Genomic DNA, 15,545 nt, shown 5'->3' on the forward strand with positions numbered 1-15,545 from the left:
TTCGCATCAAGTAATCGAACATGTGTATGATATGGTGCGTGCTTGGGGCGGCCCGCCGTTTCCGGGAGCCTGAACCAGGGCGTACACGTAGCAGCCTCGGGGAGGTGTGATGATGAACGGGGAAGGGTCCGCCGGCACGGCGGGGATGCCACGGCATGATGCTTCGCGTGGCGGCTCGATCGGAGCCGACGGCCGTGCCCACGTCTATCTCGCCATCGACCTGAAGTCGTTCTATGCGTCGGCCGAATGCGTGGCGCGCGGGCTTGATCCGCTGACGACGAATCTGGTGGTCGCCGACGCCAGCCGTACCGAGAAGACCATATGCCTGGCGGTGTCGCCGTCGCTGAAGGCCTATGGGCTGCCGGGGCGGCCGCGCCTGTTCGAGGTGGTCGAGAAGATGCGCGCGGTCAACGCCCAGCGTCGTCTGCGTTCGCCCAACGGCCGGCTGGTGGGAGCGTCCACGGACGCGCGTGAACTGGAGGAGTCGCCATGGCTGGAGGCCTCCTATCTGGTGGCCAAGCCGCGCATGGCCCATTATCTGGAGGTCAGCGGTCGCATATACGGCATCTACCTGCGCTATGCCGCGCCGGAGCATATCCACGTATACTCCATCGATGAGGTGTTCATCGACGCCACGCCATACCTGCGGGCCTTGGGCATGGGGCCGCACGCGATGGCCCGGACCATCGTGCGCGACATTCTGGCCGAGACGGGCATCACCGCCACGGCGGGCATCGGGACCAATATGTATCTGGCGAAGGTCGCCATGGACGTCGTCGCCAAGCACATGCCGGCGGACGCGGACGGCGTGCGCGTGGCCGAGCTCGATGAGATGTCGTATCGAAGGCTGTTGTGGGACCACCGACCACTCACCGACTTCTGGCGTGTGGGCCGCGGCTACGCCCGCAAGCTCGAGGCCATGGGGTTGCTGACCATGGGCGACATCGCCCGATGCTCGCTCGGCAGGGCCTCCGACTATTACAACGAGGATCTGCTCTACCGCATGTTCGGCGTGAACGCCGAACTGCTCATCGACCACGCATGGGGGTGGGAGCCGTGCACGATCGCCGACATTCAGGCGTATACGCCGGAATCGCACAGCATCAGCAGCGGGCAAGTGCTCACCGGCCCCGCCGATTATGCCACCGGAAGGCTCATCGTCAAGGAGATGGCCGATACGCTCGCCCTCGACCTGGTGTCGAAACGTGTGCTGACGAATCGGTTGGCCCTCGCCGTCGGCTATGACTCCGGCAGCCTTGACCCCTCCAGGCTGGATGCCGGAGTCGGTGCCGCGATGAAACGGACGGCTGCGCGTGCGCAGGAAAGCTATCGGGGTCCGGTCTCCGTCGACCATTATGGTCGGCGTGTACCCAAACCGGTCTCTGGAATGATTGATCTGGGGGAGTTCACCTCGTCGGCGACAAGCATCCGCGAAGCCATGGTGACGCTGTACGAGCGAATCGTGGATTCGTGGCTGCTCGTGCGCCGACTCACCGTCATCGCGGCGGATGTGGCCACGGCGGCCGACCTTGCGGCCGGGCGCCGGTATGAGCAGCCGGGGCTGTTCGAGGAGACGGCGGATGAGGACGCGGGGCGCCTTCGCGAGGAGGATCCGGGCGAGACGACGAACGGGACGGTACGTTCCTCGCACACGGGTTCTGACGGCCGTGATTCCGGGCGCGTGCCGAATCCGGGGGAGCGGGAGCGTCGAAAACGCCGGGAGCATGACGTGCAGCAGGCGCTGCTGGACGTCAAACGGAAATTCGGTCGTAACGCCGTCATCAAGGCGATGGACATGGAGGACGGCGCCACCGGTCAGGAACGCAACCGTCAGATCGGAGGCCACCGGGCATGACCCCAGAGTTCACCCGCTGAGCGGGCCAGCCTGATGAGATGTGCGCTCGCGCAGCCGTAATGTGCCCACGTGGAGACCCGTCATTCGCTCCCGCTGGCGGGAGCTGTCTCGCATGCGCGAGACTGAGGATGGTTGAAGCAGAAGAACCTGAGGAAAGGAGCCGTACACCATGCCATTGCATGAGACCCACCGTTACGACGACATCATCAACCTGCCGCATCATGTCTCGCATAGGCATCCGCCGATGTCCCGGCAGAAACGCGCCGCCCAGTTCATGCCGTTCGCCGCGCTTACCGGCTATGAGCAGGTTCTCTCCCGCACGGCGCAGGACTCCGAAGCCGCGGTCGCACAGGCCGACACCGCCGGAGACACCGACTTCGGCGCATAGCTTTTACGCCATGCCCGGAAGTGAGGAGCCCGTCTCTCGCTCCTCATTCCCGGGCATGGACGATGACAGTCTCCGGTTGCTGATGTGGTGCCGGGGCGAAGCAGCTCACAGGCGGACGAACACGGTGGGGGAACCGGACGGCAGATCGGCCGCCTCTCGAGGCTTGCCATCATCTGCAAGTAGGAACGCCGCCACGTTATCGGATGTCTCATTGGCTGCGAGCAGCAGACGGCCGACCGGCATGATGTGGCGGGGACGCCTGCCGCCGCAATCGATGCCGCGGCCTTTCCAGCCGGGCTCATCAACCGGCGCCAGCCTCTGCAACGTCTCGCCGTCCCAAGCCAATGAAACGATGCGCTCCGAGCCACGCAACCCGACATAGACGAAGCCTGCAGCCGGATTCCCTGCCGTTGAGGCCGCATCATTCCGAAGCACCGTCTGCGGTACGAACGCCAGCGAAGCCGCCTGATCGAGCGGGTCGGCACCCAGTGCCACGGTCTGCAGGACGGCGATGCCACAGGAACCGTCATCCACGTGGCCGCTTGATCCAAGCAGCGTCACGGTGCCGCCCCATTCTCCGACCACCGCCACGCGCCAGCCATGTGCGGCATCACTGGACACAGGCAGCAGATGCATGTCGCGCGGCCCAGTGCCGGGAGCGAGGTGAACCGCCCCATCACGGACCAGCCGGCCGGAACTCCAATGATGCACATACACACAGTCGGCCCCCAGGTCGGTGGACAGCACACGGCCGTCAGGCAGCGGAAGAATCCAATGGGCGTGCGGGCACTCCTGCGCCGGCAGCGGTCCGCGTCCCTCGCCGGTCAGCACTTGGGCCGACCCCGACACCGCGCCATCAGCGGCAATCGGATGCACGCAGACATGGCCGTCCGCATAATTGGCCACGATCAGATGCTTCGCGCCCAAGTCGTCGGTGCATGCCACCGCATGCGTTGGGCTTTCCCCCTGCACGCCGACCTTGGACAATTCGGCCAGGCGCATCCCATTGTCGTCATGTTCGATGCGGTACGCGGCGATCTCATCGGTATCTTCAAGGACGGCATACAGCAGATCACCATCGCGCTCCATCCACGTGGGAGAAGGAGCGTCGGCGAGCAGCAGGCCTTTCGACAGGATCACATCCGGTTCATCATCGCCGGCGACCTGTACGGTGAGCAGTTCGATGCCGGGACACGCCGATCCGCGCAATGCGCCGAATCCGCCGGTCAGCAGCTTCACCCGAAAAGGCAGGCCGGTATCGGGTACAGTCGTTTCATTCATGTGGCCAATGTACGTCCAAAATGCACGGCCGTTGTATTTGCCATTATTTGCCACGGTTTGCCATCACCGCGTCACCTTGCGGAACGGTCTGCAACCGGCGAAACCGTGCATCACCGGTTCACTGTCATGCCGGCATCCAGAAAAGCGGCGCGGTAAGCGTCGATGAGGTCCGGCAACCGCATCGACGCATTGGCGGGACTGGTGGATGGCAGCGGCGTCATGTCGATGCGGATGCCCTGCGCGTCCAACCGTGGTGCAATGAGCCGACGATACAGCTGAGCCGCCTTCGCCCCGGTCGTGAACACCGCGCCAATCGGCGCGGCGCGCAGGATCGGCGTCAGGTCGTTCGGCACGACGTTGCGGATGCTGGCGTCGCTGGCGCCTGCGATGTCGCAGGAAGCAATCACATCCCACAAGGCGATGCCATGGCGCAACGCGAACATGCGGCGCGACCCGGCATCGTCGCCTACCGTGTCGGCCGGATTACCAGAGTCGGCGAACAACGCTTCCATGACCGGCCAGAACCGGTTGCGCGGATGCATGTAGTAGAACGCCGCCTCGCGGGATTTCGGGCTGGGCATCGACCCCAACACCAACACGCGCGACCGGGCGTCCCACACCGGTCCGGCCCCATGCTCTACATGCGTCATAGCGCCCATGATAGTCCGATTCATGGTTTTGACGCCGGCGAAATCGTGTGCCAGGAACCGGGATTCCCCATTGGGGTACGGTCGGTATGGTCGTCGGTATGATTACTGTTTTCGCTCATTCGCTGGTTGCGCGCGCGGTTTCCCTCATTCGTGCCTTGAGTTCGTCGCTGAAAGGATACTTCTCGATATCGGCGATGACGGCTTCTCTGTCTTCTCCATGAAGGATTCGTTTCCTTACTCCGTTAACAGCCAGCCTGCTGATGGTGGGCTCGCCAATTGCGGAGATAACCAGTGGAGTACCGCCGAGAGTAACGAGCCCAGCTTCCATATTCATGCCGAATCCCATTGTTTTCAATCCTTTGGTCGTACTCGCCGCACCGGGGATTCCGGAACTGTACTTTGATGCCAGATACATGACGCAGGCGGCTGCAATGCCGATTGCCTTAGGCAGCGTCTTATCCAACGTGAGTTTGGGCATGTTCGTAATCATTGTGTTCCTCGTGAGGTTGGTTCCTGGAAAAAGCAATCATTCGGTTGAAATGTTTTTCTGAGAGTTTCAACCTTTTCGTCACATCGCGTCGCGCAGCTCGTCTTCGGAATACCCGAACGTGTAGTCCTCGTCCATGCCGCTGGAGCCCCAGATGAGGGCGGAGTCGGAAGCGCTCAGGCATTCGGCATCCGGGTACTCGTAGGCAACGTTGTCGGCGTTATGGTCATGCCCGATCATGCAACGGCAGGGTTCGGTGTCCTCCTCCTGTTCCCCGTTGTCATAGGTGGTGATGAGCACCGTCTTCCAATGCAGTGGGCCGGTGGGCATATCGTGCTCCTTCATATGATCGCTTCGTTGTCGGATATCGGTTGTTCCGCATGCCTGCGAAACGTACTTGAGAATAAATGTATGCCACCGCCCGCGTCATACCTCAGTTCCCAACTGAATTTCGCGATATTCGATTGATGAGTCGACTGGTGTCCGCGAGGCGCCGCGCCGGCGGCTATAGCTCCGTTTCAGGGGATTCCGGGTCGCGCAGGATGCCGAGGAACAGGGGAATCGTGTGACTGGAGCCAGGCAGATTGGCGTAAAGCGTGTAGATGAAGGGGCGGTCCACACGCACGGTCACGGTCGTATCGGGTTCCGGCGGCGCTCCGGCTGCGAGCACGCGAATCATGGTGTATGCTGCAGCCTTCGCGCCCTCCTCGGTGACCTCCATGCGTGTCTCCTGAATGACCTGCCCGATGTGCAGCGGATTGTCGGACATGTCGGAGAAATCCGCCAGATCAGGGTCGAATGCGCGTGTGATTCCCATGGCGCTCAACCGCATTCGCAAGGAGGCGGCATCGAACGTGGAATCGGTGATGAACCGTGGCATGGACAAATCCACCAGACGTCGCCAACTGCTCTCGGCCGGTGCGTCGAGCGCATCTTCGAGCAGAAGCCTGTCGTGCAGAAGTCGGTCGAGACACATCGAATCATCGGGGAGTATGACACTCACACCGCCCGAATACCCGCTGAACGGCAAGGTGGCCTTGGTCCACCCATCGCCGCGCAGATATCCGGTGACGGTCGAAACGTCGTGCATCATAGGCGTGGGAGTGTCACCACGCACGCCGTGGAACATCTCGGGGCATGTCAGTTGTTCGTCGAACGTGCAGAGCCAACGTCCGTTGGAGACTAGCGCGTCGATCAGGACCAGAACGTCATCTGGATTCGTGTCGATCTCCGGTTTGAGCATGCCATGGGTGTGCGCGTCGATCCAATCTGACATGCGCCGGCCTGTGGATTGATCGAACGGTTCGTGGCCGAACACTTCGGCGGCGCATCGGCGCATCCCGTCCAGCCAGTCCTCATGGAGAGCGATTCCATCATGCACCCATAACGAGTCGGCGATCTGATGGATGCGAGTGGCATTGAGCGCATCGCGGAACAGCCCCAAGTCGTCTGCGCCAATGTCCGCGGAACCCAGCATGGATTCCAGTTCACGTCGCGTTTCGCCGGCGGCGCCGGTGGCGACAAGTGCCAGTGCCGTCCACAGCGATGCAGGTGAGTAGTTCACGTTGCCGTCGACGGTCAGGAACATAGGAGCGGATGCATGGGCGAACCGGCGAATCGCTTCCGTAACGCATTCGGGTGCTTCGGGCGCCGGCGGCGTATCCTCGTCATATTCGAACGTGGAGCACCAGTCGTCATCAGTCCAGTCGTCGTCATCGTCATCGAAGAGGGTTTCATTCTCGTCGTCTTGCATCGTTCATTCCTCCTTGAATAAATCAATGCCTTCAGACTACCAGTCCGTCGTGTATGTTGTGCGTGGACGACGGTTCATGGTTTTCACGCCGCTGGAATCATGCACAGGGGACATAAGGGGAGGGGCTGGTTTCCAGAGTCGCAGGACCCCGGAAACCAGCCCCTCCCCTTAGCGGCTTATCGATCACGCGGTGAAGTACTCCACGCCGGCCTCGAAGATTGGCTGGTACTTGTCGCCGGGCACGTTCACGTACAGGCCGTTGCCGCTACGCTCCGAGTGGCCCATCTTGCCGAACACGCGGCCATCCGGGCTGGTGATGCCCTCGATGGCGAGCAGCGAGCCGTTCGGGTTCACGTCAAGGTCCATGCCGGGCACACCGTCCTCGTTCACGTACTGCGTGGCGATCTGACCGTTGGCCTTGAGCTGTTCGAGCACCGGCTCGGCGGCCACGAAGCGGCCCTCGCCGTGCGAAATCGCCACGGTGTGCACGTCGCCCACGTTCGTCTTCGCCAGCCACGGGGAGAGGTTCGACGCGACGCGCGTGCGCACCAGACGGCTCTGGTGACGGCCGATCGTGTTGAAGGTCAGCGTCGGGCATTCGGCGGTCATCGGCACGATGTCGCCGAACGGCACCAGGCCCAGCTTGATGAGCGCCTGGAAGCCGTTGCAGATGCCGAGCATCAGGCCGTCACGGTTCTGCAGCAGGTCGCGCACGGCCTCGGTGACGGCGGGTGCGCGGAAGAACGCGGTGATGAACTTCGCGGAGCCGTCCGGCTCGTCGCCGCCCGAGAAGCCGCCGGGGATCATCACGATTTGGCTGCGGCCGATCTCCTCGGCCAGCGCGGCGGTGGACTTGGCCACGTCCTCCGGCGTGAGGTTGTTCACGATGAGCGTGGTCACGTCCGCGCCGGCGCGCTCGAACGCGGCGGCCGAATCGTACTCGCAGTTGTTGCCCGGGAACACGGGGATCACCACATGCGGCTTGGCCACGGGGGCGCCCACGTACACGGTCTTCTTCGGGGTCTCATACGTCACGGCCTCGACGCTCTTGCCGGCATCGGCAGCGGCGGCGGCCACGTTCTTGGAACGATACGGGAACACGGACTCGATGCCGGACTCCCACGCCTCCTGCACGTCGTTCAGGTCCAGCGTCTCGCCGGCGGCCTTGAACACGTAATCGGACGTGGTGACGCCGATCTCGGCGACGGACACGCGGTTGGATGCGGCCGGCACCTTCTCGTTGTCCGCGAGCTCGACGATGAACGAGCCGTAGGCCGGGGCGAACAGGTCGTCCGCCGAGATGCCGTCGTTCAGCGTCACGCCGATGCGGTTGCCGAGCGTCATCTTGAACAGCGCCTCGGCGGTGCCGCCGTAGCCCGGGGTGGAGACGGCCAGCGCCACGTGGTGCGACGGGTCGGTGAGCTCCTCGACCAGCGAGAACGCCTCGAGCAGCGCATCCTTGTCCGGCGTGAGGCCGTCGGCCAGATACTGCGGCGCGATGCGTACGAGACGGTGGCCGGCGCCCTTGAACTCGGGCGAAGTGGTGCGCTTCATGCTGCCCACGGCCACGGCGAAGGAGATCAGCGTCGGCGGCACGTCGAGGTTCTCGAACGAGCCGGACATGGAGTCCTTGCCGCCGATCGCGCCGGCGCCCAGATCGATCTGCGCCATGAGCGCGCCCAGCACGGCCGCGGTCGGCTTGCCCCAGCGCTCCGGCTCGTCGCGCAGCTTCTCGAAGTACTCCTGGAAGCTCAGGTACGCCTTCTCGTGCTCGAAGCCTGCGGCCACGAGCTTGGCCAGCGATTCGACCACGGACAGGTACGCGCCGGTGAACTGGTTCTTCTCCATGAGATACGGGTTGAAGCCCCATGCCATGGCGGATGCGGTGGTGGTCTCGCCGAACACCGGGATCTTGGCGACCATGGCCAGGTTCGGGGTGAGCTGGCGGCGGCCGCCGAACGGCATGAGCACAGTGCCCGCGCCGATCGTGGAATCGAAACGCTCCGACAGGCCCTTGTTGGACGCCACGTTGAGGTCGGTGACCAGCGCGTGCATGCGCTCGGCCAGCGAGCCGGAACGCCATGCGGCCGGCACCGCGTAGCCCTGTTGCGCCTCGACGTGCACGACCTGATGCTTGGATGCGCCGTTGGAGGCGAGGAACGAGCGCTTGAGGTTCACGATCTCGTCGCCGTTCCACGTCATCACCATGCGCGGATCCTCGGTCACGGTGGCGATCACGGTCGCCTCGAGGTTCTCCTCACGGGCGTACTTCAGGAACTCGTCCACGTCCTCGGCGGCCACGTCCACGGCCATGCGCTCCTGCGATTCGGAGATCGCCAGCTCGGTGCCGTCAAGGCCCTCGTACTTCTTGGGCACGGTGTTGAGGTCCACGTACAGGCCGTCTGCGAGCTCGCCGACCGCCACGGACACGCCGCCCGCGCCGAAATCGTTGCAGCGCTTGATCAGACGGCAGGCGTCGCCGCGACGGAACAGACGCTGCAGCTTACGCTCCACGGGAGCGTTGCCCTTCTGCACCTCGGCGCCGTCGAGTTCGAGCGATTCGACGTTGTGCGCCTTGGACGCGCCGGTCGCGCCGCCGATGCCGTCACGGCCGGTGCGACCGCCGAGCAGGATGATCTTGTCGCCGGGGGCGGGGGTCTCGCGGCGCACGTGGTCCGCCGGGGTGGCGGCCACGACCGCGCCCACCTCCATGCGCTTGGCGACATAGCCCGGGTGGTAGATCTCGTCGACCTGGCCGGTGGCCAGTCCGATCTGGTTGCCGTAGGAGCTGTAGCCGGCAGCGGCGGTGGTCACGAGCTTGCGCTGGGGGAGCTTGCCCTCAAGCGTCTGGGAGACCGGGACGGTCGGGTCCGCGGCGCCGGTGACGCGCATGGCCTGGTACACGTAGGAGCGGCCCGACAGGGGGTCGCGGATGCAGCCGCCGATGCAGGTGGCCGCGCCGCCGAAGGGCTCGATCTCGGTGGGGTGGTTGTGCGTCTCGTTCTTGAACAGGAACAGCCAGTCCTGGTCCTCGCCGTCGACGTCGACCTTCACCTTGACGGTGCAGGCGTTGATCTCCTCGGACTCGTCCAGACCGGTCAGGATGCCGTTCTTCTTGAGCCACTTCGCGCCGATCGTGCCCATGTCCATGAGGCAGACGGGCTTGGCGTCGCGGCCCAGCTCGTGGCGGATCTCAAGATACTTGTCGAAGGCGGCCTTCACGGTCGCGTCGTCGATTGTGACCTCGTCCAGCTCGGTGCCGAACGTGGTGTGGCGGCAGTGGTCGGACCAATAGGTGTCGATTACCTTGATTTCGGTGATCGTGGGCTCACGACCTTCCTCGGCGAAGTATCGCTGGCAGAACTCCAGGTCGGCGAGGTCCATGGCGAGCCCTCGCTCGTCGATGAACCGCTGGCCGGCCTCGGCGTCCATCTCGTCGAAGCCCTTGATGACCTCCACCTTGCCGGGGGTGGGCACCTGGGTCTTCAGTGTGTCCTTCACGGCCAGAGACGCCTCGCGCGCCTCCACAGGGTTGATCACGTAACGCTTGATGGCTTCGACGTCCGCGTCCGTCAGCTCGCCTTCCAGCGCATACACCTTGGCGGAGCGGACGGTGGGGCGCTCGCCCTGGGAGATGAGCTGGATGCATTCGCTGGCCGAGTCGGCGCGCTGGTCGAACTGGCCGGGCAGGTATTCGGTGGCGAACACCGTGGCGTCGCCGAAGTCGGGCAGGTCGGCCGACACGTCATCCACCTGCGGCTCGCTGAACACGGTCGGGGTGGCCTGGCGGAACAGCTCCTCGCTGATGCCCTCCACGTCGTAGCGGTTGACGATGCGGACGGCGTTGAGGCCCGAGATGCCGAGAATGGTGCGCAGTTCGCCGGCGAGCTGCTGGGCTTCGACGTCGAACCCGGGCTTCTTCTCCACGTACACGCGGAAAACCATGGGAATCCTTTCGTTTGGGAAGTGCTTTGGGGTGCTTTGCAGCGGTGATGAAAGACTGGTGAATATGAATATGGCCCCCGTTGGCGGGTCTGCGGGGACACTGTCCGGGACGGTCACCGCAGGATTTGCGGATCGTCATCCCCGGCCGGTGTCCGACCGGCAGCCCCCGCCGATGGGAGCCAGAACGTCACTCGGCGCGCTCGACGCCTTCGGCCTCGGCCAGCTTGACCAGGCGACCGTAGATCTCCTCGTACGCGGGGATGATGTTGCCCAGGTCGCGGCGGAAGAGGTCCTTGTCGAGGTGCTCGATCTTGCCGCTGTGGTCCTTGAGGTCCCACAGGCGGCAGGTGTCCGGCGTGATCTCGTCGGCGAGCAGGATGGTGCCGTCGGAGGTCTTGCCCTCCTCGATCTTGAAGTCGACCAGCTGCACGTCGATCTTCGAGAAGATGTCGAGCAGGCCCTTGTTCACGGCGCGGGCGATGCGGGAGATCTCAGCGAGCTCCTCCTCGGTGGCCAGTCCCAGGGCCACGATGCCGTCGTCGTTGATGAACGGGTCGCCCAGGTCATCGGACTTGAGGCAGAACTCGAGGATCGGCTTCTTGAGCGGGGTGCCTTCCTTGACGCCGTAGCGCTTGGCGAAGGAGCCGGCGGCGGTGTTGCGCATGATGATCTCAAGCGGGAACATGTCCATCTTCTTCACCAGCTGCTCGGTGTCGGAAAGACGCTTGATGAAGTGGCTGTCCACGCCGCGGGCCTTGAGCAGGTCGAAGATGACGGAGGTGATGTGGTTGTTCAGGTTGCCCTTGCCTTCGATCTGGGCCTTCTTCGCGCCGTTGCCGGCGGTCGCCTGATTCATGTATTCGACCCAGAGCACATCGGGGTCGTCGGTCGCGTACATCTTCTTGGCTTTGCCCTGGTAGAGCATTTCCAGTTTCTCCATAATCGCCTTCCAAATCGTGCCTGAGCGGCGGAATTTCTGGGTGAACTAACGGTAAAAGGATAGCAATGGGCGGCTACATGCGACATGCGCCGCACGCGTCGGAAAACACGTGCGGCGCATGCCGCATGTAGCCGCCCATCGGGGGCGTCTCGCAATCGGAACGGTGGCAGGGTCGTCGTCCCCGGCGCTCAGCGCACCGTGATGCGCAGCGCGTCGGCCACCTGGGCGGCCTTGTCGCGGGCGTCGGCTTCGTCGTCGCCGACCGCCAGAGCCACCGCCATGCGGCGATGGCCGTGCACCTCGGGCTTGGCGAAGATGCGCAGGTCGGTGCCCGGGTCGATCAGCGCGCGGGCGACGTTCGAGAATTCGGCCCTGCCGTCGCCTTCCACGACGATCGCATGGCTGGCCGCCACGCCGTCGCCCGTCAGGGTCATCGCCACATGACGAGCGGTGATCGGCATGCCGAGGATGGCGCGCGCGTGGATCGCGAACTCGCTCAGCCGCTGCGAGATCATCGTCACCATGCCGGTGTCGTGCGGACGCGGCGACACCTCGTTGAACAGCACCGAGCCGTCCTTGAGCACGAACAGCTCCACGCCGTACACGCCCCAGCCGGTCTCGCCTGCCTGCTGGGCGCGGGCGACCAGACCGTCGACGATGCCGCGCGCGATGATGTTCGCCTGCGCCAGCACCGGCTCGGCGCACGCGGCAGGCTGCCACGACTCGCGGTAGTCGCCGGACTGCTGCCGCTGCCCGATCGGCGCGCAGGTCACGATGCCTGCCGACGACGAGACCGTCAGCACCGTCAGCTCATAATCCAGGTCGACCAGCGCCTCGACGATCACCCGGGAGATGTCTCCCTCGTCGTGGGCCCGGCGTCCCTCCTGCGCCTCGGTCCATGCCGCGTCGATCCCATCCGCCGAGCGCACGACCGACTGGCCGTGGCCGGACGAGCTCATCACCGGCTTGACCACGCAAGGGTAGCCGACCGCCTCGGCGCCGGCGCGCAGCTCCTCGAGGGACCCCGCGAACCGGTACGGCGTGGTCGGCAGCCCCAGCTCCTCGTGCGCCAGGACGCGCAGCCGTTCGCGGTCCATGCAGATGGCGGCGATTCCGGCGCTCGGCACCACCTGGATGCCACGGGCCGCCGCATCCGCCAGCTCGGATGTGGCGATCGCCTCGACCTCGGGGACGATGATGTCCGGGCGCACCTCGTCGATCAGTGCGCGCAGCTGTGCGGCGTTCGCCATGTCGAGCACGCGGCGCTCATGCGCCACCTGCTGCGCGGGCGCGCCGTCATAGGAATCGGCGGCGCACACCCAGGCGCCGAGCCTCATCAGCTCGATGGCGACCTCTTTGCCGAGCTCGCCGGAGCCGAGGAACAGCACGCGGGTGGCCCGGTCGCCGTACGGGGTGCCGAGCACACGGCCTTCGGCTGGCTGCGCGTCGGCCTGTTCAACGAGGGTGGATGATGTCTGTGTCGCTGTCATACGGGTCATACGGCACATTGTGCCATCGAGGGGATACGCAGGCGACACGGCCCGCAGGCCGCGCCCTCTCTTGCGATGGCGCCGCCTTGATGACGGCCCATAAACAACGTCTATGGCGTGGGGCTTGTGCGCGCCGCCCGCGCATGCCATCATGGATGTCACCGGGCGGCACGAAGGGGCTGCACCGGGCCAACGTTACACGGGGGAAGGCGCGCCGCGCATGGCGGCGCAGGTCGGTGAGGGAACACGATGCGGGGGAGCGTCGGCGGTACGATGATGCAATGCTCGCAAACAGAGGGAAAGAGAACGACGGGCGGACTCAGGCGCCGCAGATCGAGGCGCCGCTGACGATCGCCCTGGTCGTGGACACCATCGGCAACAAGGGCAACGGCACTTCGAACTCGGCGCTGCAGTATGCGCGCGAGCTGGAGCGTCAGGGGCATCATGTGCGGCTGGTCGGCGTCGGCGCGCCCGAATATCCGGCGAAGGTCAACAAGGTCCCGCTGGTCTCCTGGGTGGCGGCGAAGCAGCAGATGCAGTTCGCGCGTCCCAGCGACACGCTGTTCCGCACCGCGTTCGCGGGCGCGGACGTGGTGCACGTCTACCTGCCGTTCAAATTCGGCCGTCGGGCCTGCAAGGTCGCGCATGACATGGGGATCCCCGTGACGGCAGGCTTCCACCTGCAGCCGGAGAACGTCATGTACTCCGCGGGGCCGCTCAAGTACCTGCCCGGCATGTCGGCGTTCCTGTACGCGCTGTTCCGGTTCTGGCTGTACCGGCATGTGCGTCACATCCACGCGCCGACCGAGATGATCGCCGGCCAGCTGCGCGCCCATGGCTACAAGGCGAAGCTGCATGTGATCTCGAACGGCTATGTGCCGAGGTTCACGCCGAAACGGCAGCCCGCAGCCGATGCCCCCGTGCCGGTGCCGTTCCGGATCGTCGCGTCCGGCCGGCTCACCCATGAGAAGGACCATATCACGCTGATCAAGGCCATCGCCCGCTGCCGTCACGCGAAGGACATCGAGCTCGTCATCTGCGGCACCGGTCCGTTGCAGCGGTATCTGCGGTTCCGCGCCAAGCGGCTGCTCGAACGCGAGGCGCAGATCGGCTTCCACCGCAACGCGGACATGCCGGCGCTGCTGCGTTCGTGCGACCTGCTCGTGCACCCGTCGATCGTCGACATCGAATCGCTGAGCGTCATCGAGGGCATGGCCTCCGGCCTGGTGCCGGTGATCGCGGCCAGCGACCTGAGCGCGGCCAGCCAGTTCGCGCTGCTTGACGAATCGTTGTTCCCCGCGCGGGACGTGACGATGCTGGCCAGGCGCATCGACTGGTGGATCGACCATCCCGACGAGCTGCGCCGGTGGGGTGCGCAGTATGCGCGGCATGCGAAGGAGCATTACTCCGTCGAGGCGTCGGTCACCAAGTTCGTGGCCATGGAGCGCGAGGCCGTCGCCGAAGGCGTGTGAGGATGTGAACGGATGGGCGGTCGGGTGGCATCATCGTCGATGCCACCCGACTCTTGTGTTGCGTGTGCTGCGTGTGCCGTGCGTGTGCGTGGCGTGGCCGTGCGGTCGCCGTATCGCGCGTTGCAGGCCGCCTATAGCAGCGCGATCAGCTCGTCGACCTGCTCGTCGGTGGTGCTCCAGCCGGTGCAGATGCGCACGACGACGTGCGTGTCGTCCGCCTTCTCCATGAAGCCGAGACGCACGTGACGTTCCAGACGCTGCCGTGTCGCCGCGTCGACGGTGATGAAGATCTGGTTGGTGGGCGCGTCGAAGGTCAGCGTATACCCGCGCTCGCGCAGCGCGGCGCGGATGCGGTCGGCGGCCTCGTTCGCCCGCCGGGCGATGCGCAGGTACAGGCCGTCGCTGAACAGCGTGTCGAACTGCAGCCCAAGCAGCCAGCCTTTGGCCAGCAATGCGCCATGCCGCTTGATGAGCGTGAGGAAGTGCTTCGGCGCGCGGCTGAACTCGTCGCGATTCATGAACACCACCGCCTCGCCGAACAGCGCGCCGACCTTGGTGCCGCCGATGTAGAGCACGTCGACGATGCGGGCGAGGTCGGCGAGCGTCACGTCGGTGCCGGTCGCCGTCAGGGCGTAGCCGAGACGCGCCCCGTCCACATACAGCGGCATGCCGTAGCGGTGCGACACCGCGGCGATGGACTCGAGTTCGGACTTCGTGTAGATGGTGCCGTATTCGGTGGAGTGGGAGATGTAGACCATGCCGGGGAACACCATATGCTCATGGTTGTCGTCGGCGTAGAAGGCCTCGCAGTATGAGGCGAGGTCATCCGGATTCAGTTTGCCGTCGTGCTGCGGCAGCGTGATCACCTTGTGACCCGTCGCCTCGATGGCCCCGGCCTCATGCACGTTCGGATGGCCTGATTCGACGGTGACGACGCCGGCGTACTGGGGGAGCACGCTGTCGATGACCGTCTGGTTGGTCTGCGTGCCGCCGACCAGGAACCATACGCCGGCGTCGGGTGCGTCGCAGGCGTCCTTGATGCGGGACTTGGCGCTGGCGCACAGGTCGTCCGAGCCGTAGCCCGGGTAGGCGGTGTCGTTGATTGCGGCGAGCCTGTCGATGATCTGCGGGCAGGCCCCATAGGAATAGTCGTTCTCAAAGGAAAGCATGTCGTTACCATAGCACCGTGTGCATCGCGTCGTGTAAGCGGGATGCGAAGCGGCTGCGGACGGGACGGAGCGCCGGCGTCGGGATGCATTGCGCGGCCTCGGTCATGTGTTCCGA

At 64.9% G+C, this 15,545-nt stretch carries 12 protein-coding genes; 3 read left to right on the forward strand and 9 right to left on the reverse strand.

The window, feature by feature from the left end:
- Positions 1-145: 145 nt before the first annotated feature.
- A complete protein-coding gene (locus tag F7D09_RS01625; protein ID WP_152233750.1) occupies positions 146-1,855 on the forward strand; it encodes a Y-family DNA polymerase in 1,710 nt (569 codons plus the stop codon).
- Between the two features lie 169 nt (positions 1,856-2,024).
- A complete protein-coding gene (locus F7D09_RS01630; protein WP_152233698.1) occupies positions 2,025-2,243 on the forward strand; it encodes a hypothetical protein in 219 nt (72 codons plus the stop codon).
- A gap of 105 nt (positions 2,244-2,348) precedes the next feature.
- Here F7D09_RS01630 and F7D09_RS01635 read toward each other — a convergent pair whose 3' ends face one another.
- The 8 genes from F7D09_RS01635 to purT all read right to left on the reverse strand — a co-directional run bounded on the left by F7D09_RS01635 (position 2,349) and on the right by purT (position 12,789).
- Entirely contained in the window at positions 2,349-3,524 is a 1,176-nt protein-coding gene (locus tag F7D09_RS01635) for a lactonase family protein (protein WP_226835841.1), read from the reverse strand.
- 110 nt (positions 3,525-3,634) lie between these two features.
- Positions 3,635-4,183, reverse strand: a complete 549-nt coding sequence (locus F7D09_RS01640; RefSeq protein ID WP_152233699.1) for a DNA-deoxyinosine glycosylase — start codon at positions 4,181-4,183, stop codon at positions 3,635-3,637.
- A 106-nt stretch (positions 4,184-4,289) separates the two neighbouring features.
- A complete protein-coding gene (locus tag F7D09_RS01645) occupies positions 4,290-4,664 on the reverse strand; it encodes a hypothetical protein (protein WP_152233700.1) in 375 nt (124 codons plus the stop codon).
- Positions 4,665-4,742: 78 nt separating this feature from the next.
- Positions 4,743-4,991: a hypothetical protein gene (locus F7D09_RS01650; protein WP_152233701.1), complete on the reverse strand. Its 249-nt coding sequence runs from the start codon at positions 4,989-4,991 to the stop codon at positions 4,743-4,745.
- A 175-nt stretch (positions 4,992-5,166) separates the two neighbouring features.
- A complete protein-coding gene (locus F7D09_RS01655; RefSeq protein ID WP_152233702.1) occupies positions 5,167-6,414 on the reverse strand; it encodes a serpin family protein in 1,248 nt (415 codons plus the stop codon).
- A gap of 183 nt (positions 6,415-6,597) precedes the next feature.
- On the reverse strand, positions 6,598-10,359 hold the full coding sequence (locus F7D09_RS01660) for a phosphoribosylformylglycinamidine synthase (RefSeq protein WP_152233703.1): 3,762 nt from the start codon (positions 10,357-10,359) through the stop codon (positions 6,598-6,600).
- 187 nt (positions 10,360-10,546) lie between these two features.
- The gene (purC, locus tag F7D09_RS01665; RefSeq protein ID WP_152233704.1) at positions 10,547-11,299 is read right to left on the reverse strand and encodes a phosphoribosylaminoimidazolesuccinocarboxamide synthase; all 753 of its coding nucleotides are present in this window, start codon (positions 11,297-11,299) and stop codon (positions 10,547-10,549) included.
- A 188-nt stretch (positions 11,300-11,487) separates the two neighbouring features.
- Entirely contained in the window at positions 11,488-12,789 is a 1,302-nt protein-coding gene (purT, locus tag F7D09_RS01670) for a formate-dependent phosphoribosylglycinamide formyltransferase (protein ID WP_193312272.1), read from the reverse strand.
- Positions 12,790-13,070: 281 nt separating this feature from the next.
- On the opposite strand from purT, the gene F7D09_RS01675 reads away from it, so the two are divergent.
- Entirely contained in the window at positions 13,071-14,261 is a 1,191-nt protein-coding gene (locus F7D09_RS01675) for a glycosyltransferase (protein ID WP_152233706.1), read from the forward strand.
- 131 nt (positions 14,262-14,392) lie between these two features.
- On the opposite strand, the gene F7D09_RS01680 is transcribed toward F7D09_RS01675, so the two are convergent.
- Positions 14,393-15,430, reverse strand: coding sequence for a threonine aldolase family protein (locus tag F7D09_RS01680; RefSeq protein ID WP_152233707.1), 1,038 nt, complete (start codon positions 15,428-15,430; stop codon positions 14,393-14,395).
- Positions 15,431-15,545 lie beyond the last annotated feature (115 nt).

It is taken from the genome of Bifidobacterium leontopitheci, assembly GCF_009193355.1.
GTDB classification, from domain to species: Bacteria; Actinomycetota; Actinomycetes; order Actinomycetales; family Bifidobacteriaceae; genus Bifidobacterium; species Bifidobacterium leontopitheci.